At 43.8% G+C, this 26852-nt stretch carries 24 protein-coding genes and 1 CRISPR repeat array; of the genes, 20 read left to right on the top strand and 4 right to left on the bottom strand.

Translation table 11 applies throughout. The features are described from left to right. Positions 1-24 precede the first annotated feature (24 nt). The 10 genes from fdhD (at position 25) to ABIA61_RS08900 (ending at position 9903) form a co-directional block, all read left to right on the top strand. Complete coding sequence (gene fdhD / locus ABIA61_RS08945; protein WP_404521465.1) at positions 25-837, top strand: formate dehydrogenase accessory sulfurtransferase FdhD; 813 nt, start codon at positions 25-27, stop codon at positions 835-837. Between the two features lie 30 nt (positions 838-867). Next, positions 868-1116 carry a MoaD/ThiS family protein gene (locus ABIA61_RS08940; protein ID WP_404521467.1) on the top strand — a complete coding sequence of 83 codons (249 nt, stop codon included), beginning with the start codon at positions 868-870 and terminating at the stop codon, positions 1114-1116. Positions 1117-1172: 56 nt separating this feature from the next. After that, a complete protein-coding gene (locus tag ABIA61_RS08935) occupies positions 1173-1877 on the top strand; it encodes a molybdenum cofactor biosynthesis protein MoaE (protein ID WP_404521469.1) in 705 nt (234 codons plus the stop codon). A 7-nt stretch (positions 1878-1884) separates the two neighbouring features. Then, positions 1885-2964, top strand: a complete 1080-nt coding sequence (locus tag ABIA61_RS08930) for a thiazole biosynthesis adenylyltransferase ThiF (RefSeq protein ID WP_283656301.1) — start codon at positions 1885-1887, stop codon at positions 2962-2964. 76 nt (positions 2965-3040) lie between these two features. Further along, a complete protein-coding gene (gene modA, locus ABIA61_RS08925; RefSeq protein WP_283652614.1) occupies positions 3041-3847 on the top strand; it encodes a molybdate ABC transporter substrate-binding protein in 807 nt (268 codons plus the stop codon). A gap of 27 nt (positions 3848-3874) precedes the next feature. After that, entirely contained in the window at positions 3875-4540 is a 666-nt protein-coding gene (gene modB, locus ABIA61_RS08920) for a molybdate ABC transporter permease subunit (protein WP_404521473.1), read from the top strand. Between the two features lie 401 nt (positions 4541-4941). After that, on the top strand, positions 4942-6474 hold the full coding sequence (locus ABIA61_RS08915) for a right-handed parallel beta-helix repeat-containing protein (protein ID WP_283652612.1): 1533 nt from the start codon (positions 4942-4944) through the stop codon (positions 6472-6474). Positions 6475-6772: 298 nt separating this feature from the next. Then, positions 6773-7975 (top strand): macrolide family glycosyltransferase, encoded by a 1203-nt coding sequence (locus ABIA61_RS08910; protein ID WP_404580586.1) that lies wholly within the window; start codon positions 6773-6775, stop codon positions 7973-7975. A gap of 237 nt (positions 7976-8212) precedes the next feature. Beyond that, positions 8213-8755 carry a GNAT family N-acetyltransferase gene (locus ABIA61_RS08905; RefSeq protein WP_283652610.1) on the top strand — a complete coding sequence of 181 codons (543 nt, stop codon included), beginning with the start codon at positions 8213-8215 and terminating at the stop codon, positions 8753-8755. Positions 8756-9555: 800 nt separating this feature from the next. Continuing rightward, complete coding sequence (locus tag ABIA61_RS08900) at positions 9556-9903, top strand: Na-translocating system protein MpsC family protein (protein WP_044647337.1); 348 nt, start codon at positions 9556-9558, stop codon at positions 9901-9903. Positions 9904-9920: 17 nt separating this feature from the next. Here ABIA61_RS08900 and ABIA61_RS08895 read toward each other — a convergent pair whose 3' ends face one another. After that, entirely contained in the window at positions 9921-10349 is a 429-nt protein-coding gene (locus tag ABIA61_RS08895; RefSeq protein ID WP_404580585.1) for a DUF4395 domain-containing protein, read from the bottom strand. Positions 10350-10513: 164 nt separating this feature from the next. Here ABIA61_RS08895 and ABIA61_RS08890 point away from each other — a divergent pair, with 164 nt between their 5' ends. Continuing rightward, complete coding sequence (locus ABIA61_RS08890; RefSeq protein WP_404580584.1) at positions 10514-11194, top strand: hypothetical protein; 681 nt, start codon at positions 10514-10516, stop codon at positions 11192-11194. A 210-nt stretch (positions 11195-11404) separates the two neighbouring features. On the opposite strand, the gene ABIA61_RS08885 is transcribed toward ABIA61_RS08890, so the two are convergent. Next, positions 11405-12121, bottom strand: coding sequence for a hypothetical protein (locus ABIA61_RS08885; RefSeq protein WP_404580583.1), 717 nt, complete (start codon positions 12119-12121; stop codon positions 11405-11407). 955 nt (positions 12122-13076) lie between these two features. Between ABIA61_RS08885 and ABIA61_RS26635 the strand changes: the two genes are divergently transcribed. After that, positions 13077-13241 (top strand): hypothetical protein, encoded by a 165-nt coding sequence (locus tag ABIA61_RS26635; protein ID WP_483874939.1) that lies wholly within the window; start codon positions 13077-13079, stop codon positions 13239-13241. Positions 13242-13550: 309 nt separating this feature from the next. Here the strand turns inward: ABIA61_RS26635 and ABIA61_RS08880 are convergent, their stop codons facing one another. Further along, positions 13551-13766, bottom strand: coding sequence for a helix-turn-helix domain-containing protein (locus ABIA61_RS08880; protein WP_404580651.1), 216 nt, complete (start codon positions 13764-13766; stop codon positions 13551-13553). Between the two features lie 172 nt (positions 13767-13938). On the opposite strand from ABIA61_RS08880, the gene ABIA61_RS08875 reads away from it, so the two are divergent. The 4 genes from ABIA61_RS08875 to ABIA61_RS08860 all read left to right on the top strand — a co-directional run bounded on the left by ABIA61_RS08875 (position 13939) and on the right by ABIA61_RS08860 (position 15344). Beyond that, the gene (locus ABIA61_RS08875) at positions 13939-14145 is read left to right on the top strand and encodes a hypothetical protein (protein ID WP_404580582.1); all 207 of its coding nucleotides are present in this window, start codon (positions 13939-13941) and stop codon (positions 14143-14145) included. A gap of 84 nt (positions 14146-14229) precedes the next feature. Continuing rightward, positions 14230-14589 (top strand): hypothetical protein, encoded by a 360-nt coding sequence (locus tag ABIA61_RS08870; RefSeq protein ID WP_404580581.1) that lies wholly within the window; start codon positions 14230-14232, stop codon positions 14587-14589. Between the two features lie 84 nt (positions 14590-14673). Further along, on the top strand, positions 14674-14787 hold the full coding sequence (locus ABIA61_RS08865; RefSeq protein ID WP_223264084.1) for a putative holin-like toxin: 114 nt from the start codon (positions 14674-14676) through the stop codon (positions 14785-14787). Positions 14788-15068: 281 nt separating this feature from the next. Next, entirely contained in the window at positions 15069-15344 is a 276-nt protein-coding gene (locus ABIA61_RS08860; protein WP_404580580.1) for a hypothetical protein, read from the top strand. 37 nt (positions 15345-15381) lie between these two features. On the opposite strand, the gene ABIA61_RS08855 is transcribed toward ABIA61_RS08860, so the two are convergent. Continuing rightward, positions 15382-15870 (bottom strand): hypothetical protein, encoded by a 489-nt coding sequence (locus ABIA61_RS08855; protein ID WP_404580579.1) that lies wholly within the window; start codon positions 15868-15870, stop codon positions 15382-15384. Between the two features lie 369 nt (positions 15871-16239). After that, positions 16240-17334: direct repeats of the CRISPR family, unit length 32 nt; unit sequence GTCGCACTCTATATGAGTGCGTGGATTGAAAT. A 420-nt stretch (positions 17335-17754) separates the two neighbouring features. Between ABIA61_RS08855 and ABIA61_RS08850 the strand changes: the two genes are divergently transcribed. The 4 genes from ABIA61_RS08850 (at position 17755) to ABIA61_RS08835 (ending at position 26781) form a co-directional block, all read left to right on the top strand. Beyond that, a complete protein-coding gene (locus ABIA61_RS08850) occupies positions 17755-19227 on the top strand; it encodes a hypothetical protein (RefSeq protein WP_404580578.1) in 1473 nt (490 codons plus the stop codon). 223 nt (positions 19228-19450) lie between these two features. Next, entirely contained in the window at positions 19451-20917 is a 1467-nt protein-coding gene (locus ABIA61_RS08845; protein WP_283657172.1) for a peptidase associated/transthyretin-like domain-containing protein, read from the top strand. A 146-nt stretch (positions 20918-21063) separates the two neighbouring features. After that, on the top strand, positions 21064-21942 hold the full coding sequence (locus ABIA61_RS08840; RefSeq protein ID WP_404580577.1) for a hypothetical protein: 879 nt from the start codon (positions 21064-21066) through the stop codon (positions 21940-21942). Between the two features lie 243 nt (positions 21943-22185). After that, complete coding sequence (locus tag ABIA61_RS08835) at positions 22186-26781, top strand: fibronectin type III domain-containing protein (RefSeq protein ID WP_404580576.1); 4596 nt, start codon at positions 22186-22188, stop codon at positions 26779-26781. Positions 26782-26852: the final 71 nt, after the last annotated feature.

Below are 26852 nucleotides of genomic sequence, written 5' to 3'. Positions count from 1 at the left end.
GCCCAAAACAAGGGAGTGGAGCACATGGAAAAGCCAGCTGAGATCAAACGCCAGATTCTCCGTTATCGTGACGGTCAGATCAAGCGTGATGAGGACACTGTGGTGACGGAGCATCCGGTGACGATCAAAATCAATCAGCAGGAATTTGCCACCATGGTTTGTACACCGGAGTATGTGGAGGATATGGCAGTAGGCTTTTTGGCCTCGGAAGGTGTCATTCAACAGTATGATGATATCGAAGATATTTGGGTTCAGGAAAAAGAAGGCTTTGTTCATATCAAAACCCGGCGGATGAATGAGTTCTATCAAAACTTTCATTCCAAACGGTACATTACCTCCTGCTGTGGGAAAAGCAGACAGGGCTTCTACTTTATGAATGATGCCAAAGTGGCAAAAAGAATGAACGACACTCATGTCATGCTGTCTTTTGACGACTGCTTCCGCCTGATGAATTTGATGCAAAACTCGGCGCACACGTTTCAGGAGACTGGGGGCGTTCATAATGCCGCACTGTGTGACAAGGACGGAATCATTCTGTCGAGAATGGATATCGGCCGACACAATGCGCTGGATAAAATCTATGGATATTGCCTCAAGCATGATATTGTATTACAAGATAAAATCATTGTATTCAGTGGGCGGATTTCGTCTGAAATTTTGTTGAAGGTCGCCAAGATTGGCTGTGAAGTGGTGCTGTCCAAGTCGGCTCCGACAGAGCTTGCGCTTGAATTGGCTGAGGATTTGGGCATTACTACGGTAGGCTTTATACGAAGTCATTCTCTGAATGTGTATACGCATCCCCAGCGGATTGAGGAACTGGTTGAATCTAAAATATAATGTGAACATTTTTGGGGGTGAACATGTTAAGTGAAATATCATATTCAAGTATTTGCAGGCCTTGCGGAACAGATGGGAGGGCCCATCATCACAGTACCCACCGATCAGGAAACGATGACTATTGCCGCGTTAAAAGACCTGCTATCCGAGCGCTTCCCTGAAGTAGCTGCGCAGTTGCGGGGTTCTTTTGTTGCCAGAAACCAGGCCTATGCCGCACCGGAGGATCTGGTGAGTATATATGACGAAATTGCGATCATCCCCCCGGTTTCAGGAGGGTAAATTCGATACAGGCTAAGCGAGTTCGATAGGATAGGTGCAAAGGGGGTCAAATGGTTATGCAATACCGTATTCAACTATTCGCGGGTATGGCAGAGCAGCTTGGTCAATCCGGGATCACGCTGGAGTTTCCGCAGGAAACGGTGACCATTGCAGATATTCGAAAAAAGCTGAATGAACAATATTCGGAAGCGGCTTCACAGCTTCAAGGTTCTTTTTTTACGAATAATAAAAAACTGGCTTCTCCAGAGGAACTCATCCGTCCTTCAGATACAATCACGCTTCTTCAGTCGGCACCAGGGATGGAAACGGTCGTTTCAGCATGCGGCTTATTTGCGATCACGTACGATCCGATTGATGCCGATGAGGTGACCTTGAAGGTGCAGGACCCATCCCATGGGGCTTCCCTGACCTTTAATGGAACGACTCGGGAATATACCCAAGGTCAGCGTACTGTGTTGCTGGAATATGAGGCGTATGTCCCGATGGCGATGAACAAGATGAAGCAGATTGGTGACGAGATTGCAGAGCGTTGGCCGTCTACACGTACGGCGATTACACATCGGCTTGGTACGGTGAGGATTGGAGAGACGAGCGTTGTGATTGCTGTTTCTGCTGCACACCGCGATACTTGCTACGAAGCCAGCCGCCATGCGATTGAACGCTTGAAGCAAATCGTGCCGATCTGGAAAAAGGAAGTGTGGGAGGACGGCTCGGAATGGAAGGGGCATCAGCTAGGAGGTTGGAACCCTAATGGGGCGTAAATCAACGATGTCTGAAATGAAGAAGGATCAGAACATGGACGCCGATGCAGAAGCGCAGACGCAGGCGTCTCATGCCCGATATTCGAGACAAGAGCTGTTTACGAAAATTGGGCCAGCAGGACAGCAAAATATTCGCAGCAAGCACGTGCTTATCATTGGGGCTGGAGCACTGGGTACCGCCAATGCGGACATGCTGGTGCGAGCGGGCATCGGACGACTGACGCTGGTGGATCGCGATTATGTAGATTGGAGTAATCTACAACGCCAACAGCTCTATGATGAAGCGGACGCTCGTGATCATATGCCGAAGGCGGTGGCAGCGCAGAAGCGATTGCAGCAAGTCAATTCAGACGTGGACATTCGTGCACTAATTCGGGACGTATCGCTGGAAGAAATCGACGATATTGCAGCAGGTGTGGACCTCATCGTAGATGCTACTGACAACTTTGATACACGTCTGCTCATTAACGATTACGCGGTCAAGCACCAAATTCCTTGGATTTACGGGGCTTGTGTGGGTAGCTACGGGACGACCTTTACCATCGTGCCGGGACAGACACCGTGCCTGCATTGCCTGCTCGGAACCGTACCTCTTGGCGGCGCAACCTGCGACACGGCGGGTGTGATTAGCCCAGCTGTGCAGATGGTGGCAGCCTACCAAAGCGCCGAAGCACTGAAGCTGCTCACCGGGGACGACTCAGCGCTGCAAGGCAAGCTGATTTCCTTTGATCTGTGGAACAATCAGCATCAGGCGATCCAGATCAGCGCGATGAAGAAAGCCGACTGCCCAACGTGTGGCGAGCATCCGGTGTATCCTTTTTTACAATCGGAGCATCAATCCAAGTCGGCTGTTTTGTGCGGACGTGATACGGTTCAAATCCGCCCGGCCTCCGGTGCTGTGCGCGATCTGAATGAAGCGGCGCGTCTATTGTCACGTCAGGGAGGCAAGGTTGAGCATAATCCATATCTGGTATCCGTAGTGATTGGAGCGCATCGGCTGGTTCTATTTCAGGATGGACGCGTTCTGATCCATGGCACCAAGGATATCGCCGAGGCGAGATCTATTGTTCACAAATATTTGGGCTGACCCAATAGAGTTGAACCGTTATGAGGTGTACATCGTTATACCCATTTCGGAATTTATAGGACAGGGGAAGAGTAAGTTGAAAATGAAATTCGGGTACATATTCACGTTGGTTGGATTGTTGGCATGGGTGCTGGTTGGTTGCTCGTCTTCGGCTGCTGTACAGCCGACACAGTCTGCGCCAAAAACAGAGATCATCGTATCTGCCGCAGCGAGCCTTCAAGATAGTCTGAATACACTCAAGGACCAGTATGAAAAGCAGCATACGGATATCAAACTTACCTTTAACTATGCTTCATCCGGCACATTGCAAAAACAAATTGAGCAAGGCGCACCCGCTGACGTATTTATTTCGGCAGGTATGAAGCAAATGAAGGCATTGACCGATGCTTCATTGGTGGAAAAGGATAGCGTACTGCTCCAAAATAAACTGGTTGTAGTCGTTCCGCAGGATAAGGCCAAAAGCATTACACTCCATGATCTGACAAGCCCATCCTTCTTGAAAGTAGCTGTTGGGGAGCCAACTACCGTTCCTGCTGGACAGTATTCCAAAGAAGCGCTGACGAAGGCCGGACTATGGGACAAGCTGGAGCCTAAGCTGGTATTCGCCAAGGACGTAAGACAGGTATTAAACTATGTGGAAACAGGCAACGCCGATGCGGGACTTGTCTACCTGACGGATGCCAAATCATCCGATAAAGCAGTCGTTGCGCTGGAAGTACCTGAGGAATTGCATGCTCCGATTCTCTATCCGGAAGGTATTGTAAAAGCAACGAAACACAGCAAGGAAGCTGGTGAGTTTCTCGATTTTCTGCGTACGGATGAAGCGATGAGCGTATTCAGTAAGGACGGATTTTCAGCTCCTACAGAAAAGACAGGGAAATAGCATCTATATATAAAGGAGGGGGTCCCGTTGGATTGGTCAGCTTTTCTTCCTCCGGTTATCGTATCCGTCAAAGTCGCAGTCGTCGCCAGCATCTTTGTATTTCTGTTAGCTACCGTGGTGGCTCGGATGATGGCGAACTGCAAGCTGCGGAGGGGAATCAGCATGATCGAGACGGTCTTACTTCTTCCGCTTGTTTTGCCTCCCACAGTCGTTGGCTTTATTCTGCTTATCTTGCTGGGGAGGAAAAGCTGGATCGGAACAGCCTTCGAAAGCCTGTTCCAGCAGACGATTGTATTTACGTGGGGAGCTGCGGTGGTGGCTGCTGTAATTGTGGCTTTTCCACTGGCTTATCGGACGATCAAGGCAGGCTTTGAAGCCGTCGATCCCGAGGTAGAGCATGCTGCACGTGCACAAGGCGCCAACGAATGGCAAGTATTTCGCTACATTACGATGCCTCTCGCCTACCGCCCACTCATCTCGGGATACATTCTCGGATTTGCCCGGGGATTAGGAGAATTTGGCGCTACGCTGATGCTTGCGGGTAATATTCCCGAACAGACCCAAACCCTGTCTACGGCGATTTACACCGCATCCGAGGCCGGGAATATGACACTCTCCTGGAGCTGGGTAGCCGTCATCATTCTGTTCTCTTTTATCATGTTGATGCTTTCAAACCGATTGGTGAAGGATTAGCCCGCTATGGAGTATGGAACATGACATACGCAGTCTGCCGATTAAGGTAGGCTGTGTTTTATTTGTCTTGAGAAAATAAAGTCTTTGTGTCCAGTGGGTTCCGTCATGATTGTGAGGCCGAGGATTTGGCAACACCGCCGTCCCAGGGTACCCGTCAGCATAGGGTGGTATCGGTCGGCATGGAGCATCAGATCACCGGCGGCCAGGGGAAAATCGCAGGCAGGCCGGCGCAGCGAGGAAATGCTGCGATTCGCCAATGCCTGCGGGGCGCTGTCGACGCCTTGGCATCGGAGGCACCGGGAGTCTGCCGACTGTGGAGGCCGTCCTCCGTTTGCAAGCGGGACAGGCTTAGTGGATTTGTGGTATAATTTACAATAATAAACAAAGGGAGATGAAGAATTATGAAGAAACTCGGGGAAATTTTTCTGGCATTAGCCATAGTTTTGGGGCTTGGTCTAGCGGTCGGAAATGTGCAGCCTCCCTCCGTCTCCGCGGCCGGTACAGAATATTATGTGGCCACGAGCGGCAGCGACTCCAACGCCGGAACGAGCGACGCGCCGTGGAAGACGCTGCAGCACGCGGCCGACGTGGCTCCTGCGGGCAGCAAGGTTTACGTCCGGGGCGGCATGTACAATCAGAAGCTGAAGATTACCCGCTCCGGCTCCGCTTCGCAGGGTCCCATTGTGTTCACCAACTATGGGACCGAGACCGCCACCATTGACGGCACCGGACTTTCGGTCAACGGGATCCAAGGGCTGATCGAACTGGCCGATGTCGATTACGTTACCGTTCAGGGGTTTGAAATCCGCAATTTTACCACTGCTTCCAAGAACGCGGTGCCTGTAGGTATTTATGTCCACGGTTCGGGCGGCTTCATTAATCTGTCCAACAACAAAATCCATGACATCAAAAACACGGTCACCCCGACCGGCAAAGATCGGCTGGGCCGGGACGCCCACGGCATCGCTGTTTATGGCACGAAAGCTCCGGCTTCGATTCACGACCTTACGATCAGCGGCAATGAGCTTTACAATCTTGTGCTGGGTTCGAGTGAATCGCTCGTTTTAAACGGCAACGTGGATGGTTTTGCGGTGACCGACAACCTCATTCACAATAATGACAACATCGGGATCGATCTGATTGGCTTTGAGGGAACCGCGCCGAATACCGCTTACGATCAGGCGCGAAACGGGTTGGTGAAGGGCAACCGGGTGTACAATAATTCTTCCAATAATAACCTATCTTACAAGAAAGACGACAACTCGGCCGGCGGCATTTATGTGGATGGCGGCAAGGACAGCATTATCGAGCAGAACTACAGCTACAACAACGACATCGGCATCGAAATTGCCTCCGAGCATGCCGGCAAAGCCACCAGCAATATTACGGTCCGCAGCAACGTGATATATAACAACCGGCTGACCGGCATCGCCATGGGCGGTTACGATGATGAGCGCGGCTCGACGGTTAACTGCAAGATCGTGAACAACACGCTGTACAAGAACGATACGCTTGGCGGCGGAAGCGGCCAGCTATTCGTTCAGTACGATACGCAAAACAACGTGATCAAGAACAATATTTTCGTGGCCAGCTCCACGGATGTGCTGATCTACAATGAATACACCAACAATTCCGGCAATGTTGTGGATTATAATTTATATTTCGCTCCGGGCGGCAGCTCGGAAGCCAACTGGACGTGGAAAAATAAAGAATACACGGGTTTCTCCGCTTATAAAAAGGGAACCGGCAACGATGCACATTCCTTGTTCATCGACCCCAAATTTGTGAATGCTGCAGGAGGCGATTTCCATCTTCAGTCTTCGTCTCCGGCAATCGATGCCGGGGACACGGACCGTGCCATCATCGGAACGCTGGATATTGACGGAAAACCAAGAGTACAGGGAGCCGCTGTGAACATCGGCGCCTACGAATAAGCCTTATATTTAATGACAAACATTGCGTACCGAAACTATGCGGTGCGCACTGTTTGTACGTTTTTACAATGTTCCTTGCATAGAATCAAAAAATACCGGATCATGTGTCGTGATATTCTTAAGTGAGTAGTCAGACTTTTGCTGGAACAGAAGTGTTCTCAGATTCGCCTTTTCCTCTAGATTTTCAAGTATTGTACTATGATAAACTTGATTCCATTAATTGATTCGAGCAATCGTAGGGACAGTGCCCCTTACTCTTACACAATTTAGAGAACAGTATACCTAAGGAGTGGTAGAAATGGCCCGTGTTTTATTTATTAATGGTGGATCAGAGGGACATATCAATCCAACTATTGGAGTTGTGCAAGAGCTTATTTCGCGTGGAGAAGAGGTAGTGTACTTTTCTATAGAAGCTTCTCGGGAGCGTATTGAGAAGACAGGAGCTTCAGTACGAACATTTGACGATCAAAAATTTATAAAAGCCTTTATCTCAGGTGGAAGAGATTATTTACTCGAAAGAATCAACGGTCTTTTACTTACGGCAGATATAGTCATACCAAGTGTTCTTGAACAGATCAAAGGAGAGCATTTTGATTACATCATCCATGATTCCATGTTTGGTTGTGGACGTTTACTTGCTCAAATTCTTAAGCTTCCTGCAATCAACTCCTGTACTTCTTTTGCGCAGACAAAAGTATCATTCGATAAAATGTTGGATCAATTTTCTATACAAGTCCCTACAGAAATAGTTAAACCTATAAATGATAAATTTCAAAGCCTAACGGTAATGGTGAAGGAAAAATATGATGTGGAGATCCATTCTCCTTACGAAGTGTTTTGTAATCCTGCACCACTTACAATCGTTTATACAACCAGGGAGTTTCAACCTTATGGAGAAGCATTCGACCAAACTTATAAATTTGTAGGTCCATCCATCTCTTCACGATTAACTCAAGAATACTTCGACTTTACTGCAATCAAGGGGAACAACCCCATTTACATTTCACTGGGTACAGTCTTTAACCAAGCAATTGATTTCTATAAGCTTTGTTTTGAGGCATTGGGGAACACGGATCATACTATTGTCATGTCTATTGGGAATAAAACCCAAATTTCTGATTTAGGGGAAATTCCTAAAAACTTCATCGTAAAAAATTATGTTCCACAAACTGATGTACTACAATACACTAAATTATTTATTACACATGGTGGAATGAACAGTACCAATGAAGGTCTCTATTACGGAGTTCCGCTAATTGTTATCCCACAAAGCGCGGATCAGCCGATCATTGCGGGGCAAGTCGCCAATATCGGAGCAGGCATTAAATTACAAATGCAAAGCTTGACTGCAAATCAACTACGTGAAGCCGTAGATCATGTGTTAAGTCTCTCATCTTTCAAGTACTCTGTCGCAAATATTAGGGAATCCTTTCAAAAATCAGGTGGGTATCATCAAGCTGTTGATGAGATTTTCGAATTTAAAAGTCAATATCATATCTAAATGAATCCATTTCATAATACCCTCAGTAGCTTTAATAAAGAGTACATATAGATCAAAATGGTTTAGTTTGTCTATATGTAGTGTACATTTCGTTGGCTTATCATTTATGAAATTGATTCAAATATAAAATTTTATAATAAAAAATGATGCTGATATACACCGCTCATCAAACCAATTTCCGAATCTTCATCCTGTGATATAATTCTCTCAATATCATAGTTTGGAAGGATGGTGCAGATGTCGGAGCAGCAAGTATACGTCCGGTTCTCTGAAGAGGCGGACGTCGCAGAATTGACAGCAATGTACAAGCGCAATCGGGAGTTCTTTGATAAGTTTTCGCCAAACAACCTAGAGGAGCACTATACAGAGGAGCACCAACTTCAGAAGATTATTAAGAGCAAGGCCGACATGATGGAGGATCGGAGATATTCCTTCGTGGTATGCCACAAGGAGGACGACCGGATTATAGGTAGCATAGATCTATCTTTTGTGGTGAGGGGACCGCTTCAGAGCTGTATGATCGGATACAGCCTAGACCAAGCTTATAACGGCAAGGGCTATACGACGGAGGCGGTGAAGCAGGTGGTTCGCTACGCTTTCGATGAGCTAAAGTTTCATCGGATCGTCGGGGAAGCCTCTCCTCGGAATCCAGGATCAATCCGTGTGCTTGAGAAGGCTGGCTTTCACAAAGAAGGCATCTCTCGAAGCAACGTAAAGATCAACGGAGAGTGGGAGGATCATCAGGTTCTGGCGATTATAAATCCGTCAGAGGATATCTAGTTTCCCAAAGTGATAATAAACGATGATTTATGGCTCAACAAACGGGATACGCTAGTTGATTGTTTAAAACCTCTCATTAGGAGCAATATTGATTAAATGCTCATATTGTGAGGTTTTATTTTATTTGGGGATTATTTTGTCTCGACAAACTCTTCTTTAACTTTGAATGATTCCATAAATGGATCTTCCCCATAAAGCTTGTATAAATGCTGCACATGAGCTATGCCCCAATCACCCATCGCTTACAAGATGAGGGTTCATTTTCTTCCCATATTCTGTGATGGGAAATTCGCCTTTTGGAGGGATTTGAGTCTTAAGTTCTCATTCATTAATGGTCCCTGTTAGAGCAAAAATAAAAAGAGTAACAAATTAAACAGTCCAGGGGTTACATGAGAGAGATATATTTATTATTTGTGGAAATTCCAAATGCTTTGCCGAAAATGTATTTGCAGTAGACAACCAAATTGAACGTATTGAAGATAGCGAACAAAAAATTACAATCCAATTATCAGATGAGGTGAAACAACGTAGAAGCTTGTGGTTAAGCTATAATTCAAGATTTGACGAGCTTCACACGATATCGTTAGAGTGTATAAAAAGGAGTTGTTTTCGATACGATGAGGATGCTAGATGAATATTAGGTTTCATCGGCTTCAGGTAACTTTTTTATCAATACGAAAAATAGGTAACAAAGTATGTTCCAAAAATCACTTTTCTTCAATCTCTGTTTTATATGAGAGGAATCGGTTATGATGGAAATAGTAACAAGGATTTTAGTAGATTTAGGAGAGCGGTGCGATATGAGAAAGGAAACGGGTTTTAACGAAATTATTCGAAAAGTACGTAAAGAGCTATTTGGAAAAGGCCCGGAACGCATACATACAACCTTTGTAGATAACATGGCCATCACGATGCTGTACGGTAATTTAACCCCTTCTGAAAAGTTTCTGGCACAAGAGGTTGCCGGGAAAGAGATGGTGCATGCAGCCCGAACCAAAATGGTTCAAAAAATCTATCCCGTACAGTTCAACAAAGAACTGGAGGATTACATGGATTCCCGACTGCTGCACCTCTTTTCGGATATTAAGGTGGAGGAAGATATAGCCATCTCTGTTTTTGTATTTGAGGATACGATTGTTGCAAAATAGGATGAAGGGGAGACAATCTATACGTGGTTTCTTCTCCGATATTGATATTGGGACCATTGATAGAGAATAAAACATCCGACACAAAAGCCCAGAATAGCCACCAATGCCGCAACCAGCACCATCGCCGAGAACACATAAGCGACAATACTCCATTGGAACGTAAATCCTGCCAGAGCCACCAGCAGAAAAAAGACGGCAAGGAGTTGATTAAATCTTTGCTGTCCCCGGTCTTCCTGCACATATGAGGAAGGGCTTTTCTTTAAAAACAGCTTGGCTACCCGCATCACCGGATTGAAGTTGAAAAGCACACCGAGCAACCCCGCAACCAGCGGAATAGCTAACACCCCATACGCCCCTGTAATCCAGGTAAAGACCACAGACAGCACAATCACCCATTGATTAGTCCTGACCAACGGACGGGGAATCGAGGCAGGAACTTGACTCATATATATCATCCTTTTCATATCGGAATAAAATAAATAACTGAGATTATTATAACGTAATGCTTGGGGAATAGATAGCTGAAAAATGGTTTGTATGATCATTACTATAGACCCATTACTAAAGACATGGTAGAGTTTTGGTATATATTCGGTAAAGGGGTCAGTTTATGAAAAAGGTATTTTTATGTTTATGCGTAGCAGGAGTCGTTCTATCGGGCTGTACTACTTCCAAGAGCGGTATCACAAGTACAGAGAGTGCTACAAGTTCAAATGCATCAGGAGGCTCTGCCAGTTCAACTGTACATGAGACGGTAGCGACTGAAAATAAGGGATATCAAGGTAAAATTTCATTTCGCAACGTAGGCTGGGGGATGAGTAAAGAGCAAGTAAAAGCATCTGAAGATATGAAGGTTGAGGAAGAAGATCAAGAGTCGATTGCCTATTATTCCAAGATATTGGGACTGGAAAGCGGACTCATGTACTTTTTTGTGGATGATCAATTGGTTCGTGCAGGTTATTTAGTTACAGAGAAACATACGAATAAGAATGATTATATTGAAAATTATAATGACTTAAAAAAGAGCCTAACGGAGAAATACGGCAAGCCTAGCAGTGATGATACCCTTTGGAAGGGAGATTTATACAAAGATACGCCAACTCAATGGGGAATGGCTGTAGCGACAGGTGAATTGCATTATCAGGCAGCATGGGAGACGGAAGACACAGAAATTTTGCTTGATTTACACGGTGATAATTTCGAACCCGCCCTGAGTCTACTGTATGACAGCAAGGAACTACAGCATTTGAGTGAGCAGCAACAGGATCAGGAATTGAAAAAGAATTTATAACAGAACAAGGCATGGGTTTCACCAACCCCATAGTCGAAAAAAAGCTTGCAGTCATTGACTGCAAGCTTCATTACATCATACAGTTTATTGATAAGTATGAGTCCCAATTATGTGTCCACAGCTAATATTTACAATTGCATCCCATTACTCAATCCAGAAGTCAAATCTGTAGACGGATTGTAATTATGAAAAATACAACAAATTATTATATTAATATGTTTGTAATTGTGAGCTTGCTGAACTGTTGTTAACATATAAAAACAATTTGTATGTAGAGCTAAAGTAACCATTTATTTTAACCCAAGTAAATGTCAGGGTTGCACGAGCGGGTCTTGAAGCAGTCTGTTTAGGTTGATCAACCACTAAACTGTCTCCACTTGAGTATCCCGCAATTATATCAATATAAGGATCATAAGCGTCTGATATATAGCTATACCCACCTTGGACTAATGTGTAATCAGCAAAAAATCTTGCTTTAACGTAAGAGGTTTCTTCTCTTACTGTTGCATTTGTAAATGTTCTATAACCAGATCCTCCTGAGGCATATCCCCCTGAAACATCATTTGGAGTAATAACATTTCCTTCCTTTATCTTCGCATTTGTAAGATCTATTGTTGACTGAATTACGGAACCATCAGGAAATGTGGTTCTTTGTATTTTCAAACCATCCGATGATTCTATTTCATTTGTAATACCAGTACCTTTTTTTTCTGGATTGTCAGAGTCAGGGAGTTCCCCTGCCTTAATCTTTTCTATTAAACTTTGTTGTACTTCTTTAGATAGACCCAAATCATTTAAATGATCAGATATCTTATCTAAATCCTGACTTGAAAATGTAACAGAAGGGGTCTCACTTGCAAAACTAACGGGCGCTACTGAAAGTAAAAGAGAAGCGGACAATATTGCAGATGCTACAACTTTTTTCATGTTCTTCCTCCTATAATATGGTATGATGCTATTGAAGATTAACATATTGTGTCTATATATGTCAAATATAATTAAAATTGGAGGTATATTCTATGATTAATGAATTATTTCTTCATGAAATGTCTATACTTTTTCTCTTAGGAAGTGAAATACTGCTCTTCATTTTTGCGCTTATATTTATCATTAACATTTTTAAAAAAAACAAAGCAATGCATCGTTTGGAGGAGATTTTAACAGAAACAACCCAACTAACAAAATCGAAGTAAGGAGAGGATTCTAATAGGGACCTGGACTATATCTGTAACCATGATCTACTGGTTCTGCTTTATTCATATTTTTATATGTTCATGTGCGTTGATCTACCTTTTTAAAATAAGAAAAACAAATAAATTATTCCATAGAAAAATAGAATTGCTCAGTAAGCATTTAGAAAAACTAAAAGAGCAGCTTGACAAAAAGTATTAAGTTGCCAGAGAGTAATTTTGAATGAAATCAAGTTGGGTCCAGATGGGCGTTGCTCCCTATATTGGAATGTGAATTTTAACTCAGCTTGAGCGTTATACCCGCATCCGCAAGTTCGTCGTTTCTTAGAGGGCGATGTATGGTAAGATAATTAGACTTGTAATTTGGTGCGAACCCCAGGCGCACATGAAATCCCCGGGACATTCGCACCCCGCGCCAGATAAGGAATTCAGCGATTTTGAGGTGTAGTTTTTAACATTTATTGGTGAGTTGAAAAGAGATTCGCGAAAAAGCGTTTACAAATCCTTGCTGGGTAATGGTTTATAACGCGTGCTGTCGCTCCTTATGTAGGAGCGTGGATTGAAATTGCTGAACCACTTTTTGCGGGATGATTAATTTGAAGTCGCTCCTTATGTAGGAGCGTGGATTGAAATTTGCTGTCCGGTGAGGGCATCTTTGATAACAAATGTCGCTCCTTATGTAGGAGCGTGGATTGAAATACAACATCGTCCACGACTGCAACTACAACCGCAGCCAAGTCGCTCCTTATGTAGGAGCGTGGATTGAAATTCGTTATGATATCGAAGGGACATACTGGCTGCTGTTGGTCGCTCCTTATGTAGAGCGTAGATTGAAATTCATCAACAATAAATCCTGATTTTTTTGTAAATGTTGCCGTACCTTATATAGCAGCATGAATTGAAAACGCGTATTTCTCATACCACAGATGAGCACAGCTATGACGTTCCTCATTTTTCTTTGAAACATAAAAAAGGTTTGCCTTAGAACTTGGCAAGCCTTATTTATGTTGGTTAAAATGCTAATGAAATCATCTTGATGAACTAACTTTTTTATAGACGTGGAACTGTTCGGACCACCGCCCAAAAAAAGCTGAATACCAAAAAAAAGAAGCCCGTTTTAACACAGACTCCTGAATGTATTCCCACGCTAACATGCACAAACCACGCTATTCTGTTTCTTCAAACTGCATTAACACGGAAATGTCCCTGATCTCCAAAGCATGGGCGATCTTTTCAAGCATAAGCAAGTTTACTTCTTGTCTTCCATTTTTACAAAGCTGCGAGATTCTTGCTTGATTAACACCTGATTTTTTCGAAAGTTGCATTTGCGTCATATTGCGCTCTTTTAACACTTCTTTGAGCCTTATATTTAATTTTAGCAAGAAAAAGAAACCTCCTAAAAACTTATTAACATTATTCATTTATGCGAATAATATAATGTTTGTACAATTTATTCGCTAATGCGAATATTATACCAACCCAAAGGGATGTAACGAACATACCCTTAGCTTTGCTATTGCTATTTTACCAGAATTTCAATGGAGGATGATACCTATGACTGAAAAACGGAAAGCGAATGTGCAAGCGATCAAGGATATTGTACGCATGAATCAGGTGTGGGAGCAGGAAAAGGGAGAGCAAGGAGCGGCAGAGCTACACTATTATCATATTGTGGATGCACTTCATCGGAAATGGCAAACCATCGGTGTCGATGTTTCGGACGCGATTCAGGTTTTTGAAAGTGGGCATAACGATGCATGAACACGGATTATTGAGCCAGCTCCTTGGAACCCTAATTTAACCACTAATGATTTAATTCACCTGCTCCAAATCAGTCCCGAAGCTGTGCAGATTCGTCATGCTATGCAAGTCATACTGAATACCGTTGAAAGACGCAATGCGTTCATCCGTCGTATCATGAATGTGAATGATCAGGCAATCCAGCATCTGCTCTATCTGATGAAAGACGAATACCTGCGTTATGAGCAACTCCCAGATGAAACCTTTATGGCGATGTATGCTATGAATCCGGTCGAAGCCTTATCTGTATATTTTCTGGAATCCGTAGATGTGCATATGTACTGGGAATGGTGTGATGCTGGCGGTACAGGCGAACAGGCCATGCAGTATAAGCATGAGGACCCTCACATGACGCTGATTCAAGCGATTGAAAGAGTAGAAGAGGAAATGTATGTCCGTACATAATAACCCATAGGTGTAGTTGCTACGCTGACGACAAAATGGCTTGGGTGGGTAGTTGGCTAGTCTCCTGCAAAGGATGTGAGGGCTGTGGAGGTTAAAGATGCTTTGACATTAATGATGATGTTCGGTACGCTGCTGGTTGCGTTGATCGGATTAATTGTCACCATCTTAATCGCATTGAACCAACACAACAGAAAGTAGACGGCCCACTTATAGCGAATTTCAAACCCGTTTGTTACAATTCAATGAAATGGGTATAGACCATACATCATAGAGGAGGACATATATATAAGATGGATATTCAACAAAAGAAAAAAGAGTTGGAGAGAAAATATAGCGGGCAACTATGAAACTACCAATCCCGCAAAGCGTTTTTTCTGAAATATAACAATATTTATCCTTATTCCTCTTTTGAAGATGCCAAAGAGTCTGTAGAAGAACTCACCCGCGATTTTGAGGAAAAGAAATCCAGCGGTTGGGGATTGAGTTTTCCTGAAGTCAACGGTATATTGGATGATATCGCATTTCAGTCCGAAGAGGCCCAAAGCTATATAAAGGAATATGGTGAATCTATCGAAGAGTTGCTCCAGTTCGAGCAGACCAATCTGCTGCATGTGCCTAAACGTCCCAATGGTGAGACTTTTACCTATATCGGTTCTTTCACGGGATATTATTTTCAAGCGTTTGGGGCGGATTCCGTCTATTTATTTTATGACAGAGAATTAAGGAAAGCGGTTATTTGCTTCGAATATTCGTAGGTATATAGGAAAACTCCCAAGAAGGGAGTTTTAAATCTTAATTCTTATTGATAGTCACATCATGCTCTTTGGCAAGTGCGTTTAGCTTTTCAGCAAAATCTCTGGATAAATTGTTACCCTCGCTGAGTTTGGTATTACTATCATTGATTAAAGCCATATCCTGCTTTTCAAACGCATCTACCATCGAAATGAGTGCTTCTTTTTGGGTGCTAATCGCCTTGATGTAGATTTCGTGGACAGCTCGCACTTCAGGAGTTTCTGTCTTTATAGCTTCTGCTTTATCAAGATACTTGGTGTATCCAGGGATAATATCGTTTCTTAAAGTGTTATATAGTGTTTCATCGTCTGTATATTTATCTCCGGTCACGGATTCATATTTGGCAGTTACTGTTTTTTCATCTTGTGCCAAGGGAAGGATTCCATCATTCACATAAGTAATTAAATCTTTTTTAATAGGATCGGTTGAGCATGCTGCCAAAATAGAAAAACAACATAATACTAACATAAATACGCTTAACTTCTTCATCTGTATTCCCCTTTTTTTTATGTATGTTTATGGATAATTGGATGTGACTTGTAGTCAAAAAGAACTATCCATATCTTTTATTATATCGTATAAATAAGGGAATTGCAGGGTTTTTATGGTAAAATAGTGTCGAAACTAAGTTGATTGATCTGCTCACTAAAAATAGGGTACCATATAGAAGCCGATTCGGTGCGAACCCCAAGCGCACATGAAAATCCCGGGTCCTTCGCACCTCGAAACTTGTCGAAAAGTATTGGAATGGCTATTTATCCTTAAAAGTCAATAGTAGATCCAAGCTTATTGAGCATCAGTTTTTACGATAATGTGTGGAATTGATATCGTTAGGGTATGAATTACTGCATTTTCGCTGTCGCACTCTATATGAGTGCGTGGATTGAAATTTGAAATTTGCTACTGAAATCATCTTACTGCAGTCGCACTCTATATGAGTGCGTGGATTGAAATTTTAACTCCGGTATCACTCTATCAGGCGTCTTTCCGTCGCACTCTATATGAGTGCGTGGATTGAAATGCGAGCTTATTCGTAGATTCCAGCGCGATTACAGTCGCACTCTATATGAGTGCGTGGATTGAAATGCTCTCGAATACTTCTCGGAAGCTAAAAATCCGGGGTCGCACTCTATATGAGTGCGTGGATTGAAATATGGCTGACGTTAAATTAACGCTTAATCTCCGCCAGGTCGCACTCTATATGAGTGCGTGGATTGAAATGGAGCTGGCGGCGCGTCTTGCGCTGTTGGCTAACGGAGTCGCACTCTATATGAGTGCGTGGATTGAAATGACGTATACGAAACTTCCTGCCCGCAGCGTCCTGCCAGTCGCACTCTATATGAGTGCGTGGATTGAAATGAAAACGCTGAGAACAATGCCTATTTAATCGCCAAGTCGCACTCTATATGAGTGCGTGGATTGAAATTATTGCAACGCGAATGATCCTGAATGGAATGACCGTCGCACTCTATATGAGTGCGTGGATTGAAATAACCTCATGAGCCATCTAGCCACCTATCTCCTTAGTCGCACTCTATATGAGTGCGTGGATTGAAATTCATCATAAGTTTTTGTAATCAGGCTATTGAATAGTCGCACTCTATATGAGTGCGTGGATTGAAATTTTGATCGCATCGGCTGCGCATGCATCCAGATGAGTCGCACTCTATATGAGTGCGTGGATTGAAATTTCTTGCGCGGTATCCGTCACAGGCAAAGGCGTTGTGTCGCACTCTATATGAGTGCGTGGATTGAAATCGTTTCGGAAAACATGTGTTCTGGATATAATAAAGTCGCACTCTATATGAGTGCGTGGATTGAAATTAAGTGGTATACGTCTAGTTGGGTTCGCTTTGAGTCGCACTCTATATGAGTGCGTGGATTGAAATATCACAGAAGATGAAGCCGATCAGATTTGCACGTCGCACTCTATATGAGTGCGTGGATTGAAATAAGGAGGGTGCTTGAGTATGAAACTAACCAAACAAGTCGCACTCTATATGAGTGCGAGATTGAAGCAAAGCTCACAATAACTTTTTACGTGTTTTGCGAAAGGTACATTATGTGCGCTCAAGGTGTGCGCCCAAGTTTTTTTAGCTTGAAACTCAAAAAAAGGCTCCCTTTTAATTAGGGTAGCCTTCTTCGTCGTGATTTTTAGGATAAAAAAGTAGACAGGGATTTTCAGTGCTCTGCCTCAGGCATAGTTCCAAAGCGGTGACAAAATTATCACGGATTACAAATAAGAATATTTGAAGAAGTATCTTCCATTAGAACCAGAATTGCTTTATGATAGAGATAGACAGCATAGAAGTTTTCCAGATGTATCTGGGGAATAGCGGAAATTTAGTAAAACATTCGAGAGGGGATTTTAGTATGAACAGGTTCAGAAAGGCAACTTCGGTGTTGCTAAGCACAGTGCTCCTGCTTTCTTTCGGGATGACTGCGAACGCGAGTCAAAGCACAGAGGGTAAAACGGAACAAGCGATTAAAGCGGAGTCCAATTTTCAGCTAACAACTGAAAAAGAAAGCGTCATTAAAGATTTAACACGAGCAGACAAGCCCGCAAGCATTACAGATTCGGTGTATGCCATTACGGAAAATATCAACTTGCAAACACTACAGAAATCTGTTTTGAAAAAGAAAGTTACCCCTTCGCTGAAAGCAAGTCCAAAGTCAGCATCAGCGAATGCCACAGCTACAGCGTCCTCCGCTACATATTCCGGTACGATTACGGAAGAGGGAGGTACACAGTTTTTATATCCAATCTACTTGCAGCCCGGTGAATTGTTGCAGGCTCAATTGGACGGACCGTTTTCAGCACAGCTTGACTATGACCTGTACTTATATGAGTTTGATATGACGACAGGTGACATTAATCCCAATGCCATTGACAATTCCATCTACGGTACTTATTTTAACAATTATGAACAAGGGTCTGCATCACTTCCCGAAAATGTAGGAGCCCGCAACACGACTGGATCTGAAAAGGCTTATGCGATTGCAGTCCATGCCAAGAAGGGGTCAAGTATTAATGATCTTTTCTATCTGACTGTGGCTACAAGCTCCAAATATGATGCATATGAGCCGGATGAAAGCGCTTTTCATGCTTATAATTTTACAATTAACAACGGAGGTTCTTCAATTAACTCACGCTCCATCCATTCCGGTATAGATAACGATTGGTATCAAATCACGATCCCTGCAGGTCGTAATTATGATGCTGTAAATGTAAGGCTGGATAGTACCTCGGAGAGCTATGGCTATAAAGCGGAAGTTTATGGGGTGCTCACTGGCAACCAAATGGTGCTTCTCCCGCAAACGAATCACAACGTTTCCCTGAATACGGGAACCTACTATGTGCGAGTGTACACTACAAGTCAGTATTCAGCCGACCATTTGTATACACTAACCATGAAACCGGTACTCAAGGCTGGTAAAATCGAAATTACGAGCTTTAACTCCAATGGCTATTATGACTATCCAACTTACTCATACGGTCGTCATTATCGTATTAACGGAGGCAGCAACCTGATCGTGAATGGTGTCGTTAAAACAACGGATGGTCAACTGGTTCCTAATGCGCCTGTCACTGTCGCTTGGCTGGATCAGAACTGGAGCGAGGGCAGCGGTAACCGTACCAGAACGGCTTCTACGTATACGAACGATTACGGGAGATTCAGTGTGACTCTTTCCCTTCCACAATCTACAGGAAGAAATGTAGAATATTTGAGTGACATTGGTTCTACACACTATTATGATCTTACAGGGGTAGCGGCTCAGGTCGACGGCACCTCGATTAGTGCAACGGATATAATTTATCTTTTTGCTTACAGTATTAGAAATTAATCATTTTTTAACGTAGTAGAGTAATATATAAGAGTCGCTTTTTTTCGCAATGGCTTGCTGAGGCTTTCCATTTTCGAAAAAGGCGGCTCTTTATGTTTTTTTGCACAGTATCTTCCATTAGAACTAGAAGTGTTTTATGATAGAGCCATACAGCCTAGAAGTTACCCTGGTTTATCCGGGGAATAGCGGGAATTCCTTAAACCATTTGAGAGGGGATTTCAGTATGAAGAGGTTCAAAAAGGCTATTGCAGTTATGCTAAGCACGATGCTCCTGTTTGCTTTCGGGTTGACTGCGAACGCGAGTCAAGGCACAGAGGGGGTATCGGACCAAGCAATTAAGGCGGAGTCCGATGTTCAGCTAACAACTGTAAATGAAAGCGTCATTAAGCAGCTAACGCGGGCAGACAAGCCGGACAGTATTACTTCTTCGGTGTATGCAATGAAGGAAGATCTCAACTTCAAGACACCGGAGACACCCTCATTGAAAAAAGAAACTGTTCCTTCTCTGAAAGCAAGCCCAGCGGCAGCCACAGCTTCTTCTGCTACGTATTCCGGTACGATTACGGAAGAGGGAGGTACACAATTTTTATATCCGATCTACTTGCAACCTGGAGAATTGTTGCAGGCTCAGCTGGATGGTCCATTTTCAGCACAGCTTGACTATGATTTATACTTATACGAGTTTGATATGACGACAGGGGACATCAACCCCAATCCAATAGACGCTTCTACCTACGGCACTTATTTTAACAATTATGAACAGGGGGCTGCATCACTTCCCGAAAACGTAGGAGCGCGCAACGCTATAGGATCCGAAAAGGCTTATGCGATTGCAGTTCATGCCAAGAAGGGCTCTAGCATTAATGCTCCTTTCTATCTAACTGTCGATACAAGTTCCAGCTACGATGCATATGAGCCGGATGAGAGCGCTTTTCATGCTTATAACTTTACCTTTAGTACGGGTGGATCCTCCCTTAACTCACGTTCCATCCATTCAGGCATTGATAACGACTGGTATCAAATCACGATCCCTGCGAGCCGCAATTATGATGCATTAAATGTAAAGCTGGATAGTACCTCGGAAAGCTACGGTTACAAAGCGGAAGTTTATGGAGCTCTCAGCGGCAACCAGATGGTGCTTCTCCCGCAAACGAATCACAATGTTACTTTAAATACTGGAACCTACTATGTACGAGTATACACAACCAATCAATATTCAGCTGACCATTTGTATACACTAACACTTAAACCGGTACTTCGGGCTGGAAAAATTGTAATTAACGGTTACGACTCTTCTAAAAATGGCCCTAATGACTACCCAACCTATTCTTATGGTCGTCATTACCGTGTTACTGGAACTAGTGATTTTACTGTGAAGGGTGTCGTTACTACAACTGATAATTATCCTGTTGCAAATGCGCCTGTTGATATGACATGGTTGAATCAGAACTGGACTGAAGGCAGCGGCAATCGCACTCGTACAGGCACAGCTTATACGGATCAGAATGGGGCCTTTAGTGTTACCGTTTCCCTGCCACATTCAACTGGAAGTATTGCGGAATACCTGTCTGGAGCAATCAGTTTTACACACTATTTTGATCTCTCAGGGGTAGCTGCTCAGGTTAGGGGTACTTCGATTATAGACACAGATATTGTATATCACTTCGCTTACAGTATTTATGGCGGTTGATTAACTGCTTTAATATGTGTTCATTTTTTAGGACAAAGCATATATTCATTCCATATGTGCTTTGTCCGATATATATAGAAACAGGGTCACATTACATTATACATACGACTTAGAGTGCCTGTTACCAAATGACAGGAGGAAATGAAATGAATTTTGAGCCCCTTAGAATGCAACGAGCCGTTATTAACACTAGTAGCTTGCGGATAAATCCGGCAGCAAAGCAGGCCCAATCCCCCCAGCTTTATGAAGGAAAACGCTCCGAATTGGTTATTCAAGACTCCGTAGAGATTAGCGAAACCGGTAGGCAACTTTCTGAAGGAGCTATTGTATCACAGTCTGCTAAGTATTTCGGTACAACCCAGATCAACGATTCATTAAACCGGGTTTTAAAAGGTCAGCCAGAAGAAGTGTCCAATGCGGTGTACAGTATGATTGAATCCAATTTTATCGTCAATGGTACAGTAACAGATGAGAGCCAGCGAACCGTGCTACTGGAGATGGGAGTTTCCCAATCCAAGTATATTGCAGACCACTATATGGAAGGTGACAAGGCCAAAGAGTTTTTGGAAACCATGAACCAGATAGCTGCTATTGCTTTGACACGATCAATTGATCCAGAGACCGGAGATATTAGTTACACGACTCCAATAGACCGTCCGCTAGGTGCCCCTGAGGATTACGTCAAAATGTCGGAATTAATGAAGCAGGCTGACCCCCAAAAGTATACTGCATTCATCAATGACATTAAAGGTGGAGGGAATGGACTGAGTCAGCTGATAGATTTTGCACAAAAGGTTCCTCAAAACCCCAAATGGATTGAGAAATATAAGGAACGTACAGGAGAGATTGCGGAGTTGCTAAATAACACGCGAATAGAGAACCGGTTTGACAAGGCTGATACGACTTCAGCTTCCGCATTTATGAACAGTATGCAAAATATTCTTAAGGAATCTTCCGCTATGCAGGACTCTTACAGTCAGAACTTGCGCGGCTTTTTTCGGAACTTGGGCGTTCACGTTAATTAAGGCTTCAAGGCTGATCCCGAGATGTGGGATAATGTGGAATACAAGCATTTATGAATTTTAAATGATGTCGTGCTGTTTACATTACGTTTAGAACGAAGTATAATAACTTCAAAACATACTCGTTACTTTGAGGAAGCACCTCAAACTTAGGCTTAACCGCCTTCGTTTGGGGTGCTTTTTCTATTTTAGCCGAAACGAGTTTGTGAAACTCTTTGAAAATAAAATAAAGCAAGGGAGAAATGTATGTATCCAAAAAATAAGCGAAAGGTAAGGAAGTATAGCAAGTGGGCATATGGATTTTTAGCTGTAATGATCATGTTAACTGCCTTTCCTATATTTCCAGATAGGGTATCAGCTGCTACCCAAGAGATCATCGGTGGACCTTTTTGCCAAAATAATTTACCTGGTGGGGGTGACAGTTGGGGGTTATGGTCAGGAAATGGGATAGGAGCAACTGAAGTTTATAATGGTACGGGTTCAGCAAGATATAAGTGTGAGGGTGTGGTGCAGCCGACAGAACGTTTTGTTGATATTGGAAGATCTATTAAGACATCGGATTATAAGATTTTTGTTTATATCGAAGGGTCTTACCATACTGATATATTTGTATCTAATGCAGCAGCGGGTAACAGTTGGCAGCCTAATGGAACGAATTTATATACATGGACCGATGTCACAAAATTTTATGCCAGTAGCTCTTATCAAGGGAAATGGGTAGAGATCACAGACTCTATTACGTTAAAAGATATTCGGTATTTTAGAGCTATGGGTACTAACCAGCAGACTGGTAATGAAATATCCAAGTTTGGAGTCCGTGTCATCCCCAAATCAGATCTGATGCCTAAATTACCCCAGATTAATGCAGGGGCTGAGGGCCAAGCAAGTACGGGGTGGACCAAAGGACCTGTAACGGTTTGGATCAATGGAGACGTGGCACCTGAAGGGCTAAAATACTATGAATACAGCCTAAATGGTGGAGCATTTCAACAGTACACAGGACCCTTTACTGTATATGATCATGGTGTAAATACAATCTATGCCCGGACTGTAGACGTGAACAACCAGTACAGTGGTCTTTCTTCCGGGAATGTCAGGATAGACAAAATGCCGCCGACGCCACCGATCATAAGTGCAACGGGCAACAGTAATGACTATACCATTACATTGCAGCCAGGAGCGGACGATTATTCTGGGCTGGCCCATACACAATTTCGCGTGACGGGCGTTGTCAATCAAGGTTGGCAAGATTATGGTGGAGCATTCCATGTTAATCAAGATGGCAAAAGCACGGTTTATGCCCGTTCCATAGACAATGTAGGTAATGTGAGCCAAGAAGTAAGCAAGGAAGTCACTATTGATAAAAAGGGACCGAATGCTCCTGCTATCCGAGCTAGCGAGGTGGGTCCAACGATCAACAATGTGAATATTGCCATTGATTCAGGAAGTGATCCTGTAAATGGAATCAAGATGACGCAGTATCGTTTGAGTTCAGCAGGGGAGTGGCAGACATATAATGGCGTTTTTACACTAAATGCGGAAGGGCTGTACGAACTATCAGCACGAACGATCAATAATCTGGACGTGCCTAGTCCAATCGTGACTCAATCGGTCATGATTGATCGAACCAGGCCAACGCCCCCGGAGGTTACGTTTTCCGAGGTGACGATGCCCACCCGATACACCAATAAGCCGGTACAATTTGCTATTTCGGGTGGAACGGATATTTCAGCAGTGCATTACGAATATCAAATGGGCTCTGGCCATTATGTTCCTGGTTCATCGGGAGTATTAAATAGCTCTGGCATCGTAAAAGTGACTGCTCAAGCTGTGGATGCGGCTGGAAATCGGAGTGATCCGGTGTTCGCAACATCTTATGTTGATTTGGAACCCCCGATGATCCAGCTGACACCGGATTCGCGTGAATGGAAGGATACGAGCATTCAAGTGGGGATACGATATACTGACCAGCATTCGGGGATCGAACCACCCACGATGCAGTATAAAATCACGAACAGCCCTGATGTACCCGAACATTGGGATGCAACTGCTGATACAGGAATTCAGTTGAACCTTTCAAAGGAAGGTGAATGGTATGTTCATGCCAAGGTTAAAGATCAGGCGGGTAACATTTCTGAAACGGTCAGCAGAGCACTTCGCATTCAGAAGCAGCCTCAGCCAGCTGAGCTTTCTGCGTCATCCGTACGAAATACAGAGGTCGATCTGCAATGGACTCTTCCATCGGGCCTTGATGATGGTTACGTCTATACCATCCGGAATTTAACGACGAATGAGATTTGGGATGTTACGCATCCGACAAATTCTTTTACAGACAAAGGGCTACAGGGAGGGTGTCAATACGAATATGAAGTGCGTTCCAGTAATCACGTGGGAGGCAATGCTTATTCCAATCGAGTTCGTGTGTTAACGTTACCTGATGCCCCGGATCAGATCCGATTACGAACCATTTCTCGTACTTCAGCACAAATCATGGCTGATTTTACGCCAGTGCTTTCAGCTGACAACTATAAGATTACAGCAACGGATGTTAGTACGGGGGAAGTCATATTTAAGGATACTGTTACACAGGATGTGTATAATCCAATTACGGGGATGAAATCGGGAGAATTTTACGATGTTTCTGTATCAGCTATAAACGCCGCCGGAGAGGGTGCGGCCAAGCATGTGTCTTTTTTAAGCCTGCCAGATAGCCCGAGCGGATTCCAAAATGTAACCGTGAAGGACGATGGAATCGACTTGAAATGGAATCGTGTAATCACGGCGACATACTATGCTCTGGAGCGGGACAAAGCATCTGTTTATAAGGATGTGTATACTGAATTCGCTGATCACGGACTTCAGGCAGGAACGGAGTATGATTATTCCATTTCCGCTGAAAATGCAACCGGCTTTGGAGATTATGCTCATTTGAGGGTCATCACATTACCTGATCGGGTAACTACGCTGGCGAGTGTGGTGAATGATGTATATTCTGTCAGTGTGGATTGGCAAGATGTGCAGGGGGCTGACGGATACATCTTGAATGTTAATGATGAGCCAGATGTGCGGATTTCCCGGGGAAGCCATGCCTATACTTTTGATGGATTGCCCGCAGGTAGGACTGCAAATATTCGAATCCGAGCCTACAATCGAAGTGGTATAGGCGGAGATACGACTATCAACGCATTAACGCTACCTTCATCGGTTGTACGACTTGTGGCAGTAGATATTCGGGAACATGATGCTGCCATTGTTTGGGACCCAGTCGATGGGGCGACCAAATATAAAGTAACAATCAATAGCCAGGATTATTACAGCACGGAACCACGTGTAGTCGTATCCGGATTAGAAGGTGGGAAAAAATACGATGTTCAGGTGAGCAGCGGTAATAGTAGTGGGTTCAGTCAGCCTGTGCGGGAAGAGCTGCTTACGCTTCCATCTCAAGTGCAAAACGTCAAAGTCACAGAGCTAGGGAATGGCCAGATTTTGCTGAACTGGGATGAAGCCAAAAATGCTTATCAATATGCTGTAATTCGGAAAGATACTGGTGAAATCGTGGATACCAAGGATACTAGTATCAAGCTTTCAGGTATCCAACCTGGTACGATGTATTCGTTCGGCATTCAAGCTGTCAATACAACGGGCGCAGGTGAGTGGACTCCATTTACGTATCGTGCGCTCCCAGGCCAAATACCAGATCATGAGCTGACATTTAAAGATGTAACAGATACCGATCTGGTAGTTACGTGGAAAGAAGCTCCTGGTGCGGATACCTACCATGTGTACCAAAATGGTCTGCTTATCGGCGATACGGTCAAGCCCCATTTTAAAGTAGACGGATTGGATAGCTCTATGGTGTATCGTATTACCGTTAAACCGGTTAACACAAGCGGTGAAGGTAAACAGACAGAAGGCGAGGTAGAAACGTTACCGTCTCCAGAATTTGCGTTTTCGAAAACGGAGACGACTAATAGCGAGTTTATGATCCACTGGGAATCAGAACACAAAAATGATATTTTCGTGCTCACCAGTGAAGGACAAACAGAATTATATCGTGGTAAGGATCGAAGCTTTATTTGGAGTCAACTTAAAGAGAAACAATCGTATGCAGTTCAGCTTTGGGCAGAAAACAGCCAAGGAAAGCGTACCATTGCAAAACAAGCGAACGGTAAAACAACGGGGAGTACTGAAGCCTCAGCCTCAGGCGTTGGAGCAGGAGGTGGGGGGATTGTTAAGCCGATACGGCCCGATGTAGAGGAGTTGACTGAAACAGCAATCATTCAAGCACCTTCAGTCGAAACGAAGCCCAATCGCTTTAGTGACATTGAACGGGCATTTAATAAAGATAAGATTAATGCCCTTGCAGATTTGGGGGTAGTGAAGGGTATGACCCAAACCCTTTTTGAGCCGAGCAGACCTGTAACACGTATGGAGTTCACTTCGATGCTCGTCCGTTCCCTGAAATTACCGCTCGAAACGGATATGGCTTTAAGCTTCGAGGATATCAATCCATCAGCGTGGTATGTTGATCTATTGAAAACAGCGATTAAAGATCAGGTCGCTCGTGGATTTAGTAACAAGGTATTTGCTCCAGATCGCGTTATTAACCGGGAGCAGGCGGCTAAAATGGTGAACAACGTTATCAAGGCTACGCCACAACAAGAAAGCAATATCTACTCAGATGCCTCTCAAATTGTGGAATGGGCCAGAGAAGATGTACTTGGTCTAACCGAAATTAATTTAGTACAAGGATATCCAGATGGAAGCTTCCGTGCAAAACAGGAAATCACACGCGCCGAAGCGGCTGAAATGATTTATAACATGATTCAAAAAATTCAATAAAAAGAAGGGGGTGGCATTAGCCAGCCCCTCTTTTGTATATGTGCATATAGGAATTGATGCAGTATGCTCAC

The organism is Paenibacillus sp. RC21 (assembly GCF_044907935.1).
GTDB classification, from domain to species: domain Bacteria; phylum Bacillota; class Bacilli; order Paenibacillales; family Paenibacillaceae; genus Paenibacillus; species Paenibacillus terrae_A.
The sequence above is the reverse complement of the archived record's forward strand: the minus strand, read 5'-3'. Positions and strand labels throughout refer to the sequence as shown.

Coding starts and splice junctions, on each gene's coding strand:
- ABIA61_RS08930 (WP_283656301.1), top strand. CDS start 1,885: ATGTCTGAAATGAAGAAGGATCAGAACATGGACGCCGATGCAGAAGCG.
- ABIA61_RS08935 (WP_404521469.1), top strand. CDS start 1,173: ATGCAATACCGTATTCAACTATTCGCGGGTATGGCAGAGCAGCTTGGT.
- ABIA61_RS08875 (WP_404580582.1), top strand. CDS start 13,939: ATGACTGAAAAACGGAAAGCGAATGTGCAAGCGATCAAGGATATTGTA.
- ABIA61_RS08910 (WP_404580586.1), top strand. CDS start 6,773: ATGGCCCGTGTTTTATTTATTAATGGTGGATCAGAGGGACATATCAAT.
- fdhD (WP_404521465.1), top strand. CDS start 25: ATGGAAAAGCCAGCTGAGATCAAACGCCAGATTCTCCGTTATCGTGAC.
- ABIA61_RS08900 (WP_044647337.1), top strand. CDS start 9,556: ATGAGAAAGGAAACGGGTTTTAACGAAATTATTCGAAAAGTACGTAAA.
- ABIA61_RS08840 (WP_404580577.1), top strand. CDS start 21,064: ATGAATTTTGAGCCCCTTAGAATGCAACGAGCCGTTATTAACACTAGT.
- ABIA61_RS08850 (WP_404580578.1), top strand. CDS start 17,755: ATGAACAGGTTCAGAAAGGCAACTTCGGTGTTGCTAAGCACAGTGCTC.
- ABIA61_RS08855 (WP_404580579.1), bottom strand. CDS start 15,870: ATGAAGAAGTTAAGCGTATTTATGTTAGTATTATGTTGTTTTTCTATT.
- ABIA61_RS08885 (WP_404580583.1), bottom strand. CDS start 12,121: ATGAAAAAAGTTGTAGCATCTGCAATATTGTCCGCTTCTCTTTTACTT.
- ABIA61_RS08890 (WP_404580584.1), top strand. CDS start 10,514: ATGAAAAAGGTATTTTTATGTTTATGCGTAGCAGGAGTCGTTCTATCG.
- ABIA61_RS08845 (WP_283657172.1), top strand. CDS start 19,451: ATGAAGAGGTTCAAAAAGGCTATTGCAGTTATGCTAAGCACGATGCTC.
- ABIA61_RS08895 (WP_404580585.1), bottom strand. CDS start 10,349: ATGAGTCAAGTTCCTGCCTCGATTCCCCGTCCGTTGGTCAGGACTAAT.
- ABIA61_RS08905 (WP_283652610.1), top strand. CDS start 8,213: ATGTCGGAGCAGCAAGTATACGTCCGGTTCTCTGAAGAGGCGGACGTC.
- ABIA61_RS08835 (WP_404580576.1), top strand. CDS start 22,186: ATGTATCCAAAAAATAAGCGAAAGGTAAGGAAGTATAGCAAGTGGGCA.
- ABIA61_RS08915 (WP_283652612.1), top strand. CDS start 4,942: ATGAAGAAACTCGGGGAAATTTTTCTGGCATTAGCCATAGTTTTGGGG.